The 330-nt window shown below is 56.1% G+C and carries 1 protein-coding gene; it reads right to left on the bottom strand.

Annotated features, from left to right (window positions below; all coding sequences use genetic code 11):
* Position 1: 1 nt before the first annotated feature.
* Positions 2–277 carry a 30S ribosomal protein S19 gene (gene rpsS / locus SB752_RS32145; RefSeq protein WP_004199273.1) on the bottom strand — a complete coding sequence of 92 codons (276 nt, stop codon included), beginning with the start codon at positions 275–277 and terminating at the stop codon, positions 2–4.
* Positions 278–330: the final 53 nt, after the last annotated feature.

The following is a 330-nucleotide window of genomic DNA, read 5'->3' as shown; positions in this document are numbered from 1 at the left end:
CTTATTTCTTGGCCTTCTTGTCGGCTGCGTGACCCTTGAACGTACGGGTCAGTGCGAACTCGCCAAGCTTGTGGCCGACCATGTTTTCCGAGATGTACACCGGAACGTGTTGACGGCCGTTGTGAACAGCGATCGTCAGGCCGATGAAATCCGGCAGAATCGTCGAGCGACGCGACCAGGTCTTGATCGGCTTTTTGTCGCGCGAAGCTGCAGCCGCCTCAACTTTCTTCAGCAAATGGGCGTCGCAGAACGGACCTTTTTTTACAGAACGTGCCATTGCCTACTCCTTAACGCTTGTGACGGCGCTGGACGATCATCGTCGTCGTGCGC

The sequence above is a fragment of the Brevibacillus sp. SIMBA_040 genome (genome assembly GCF_046535075.1).
Classification (GTDB): domain Bacteria; phylum Bacillota; class Bacilli; order Brevibacillales; family Brevibacillaceae; genus Brevibacillus.
The sequence above is the reverse complement of the archived record's forward strand: the minus strand, read 5'-3'. Positions and strand labels throughout refer to the sequence as shown.

Excerpts from the sequence above, each read along its gene's own strand:
- rpsS (WP_004199273.1), bottom strand. The coding sequence starts at position 277 with ATGGCACGTTCTGTAAAAAAAGGTCCGTTCTGCGACGCCCATTTGCTG.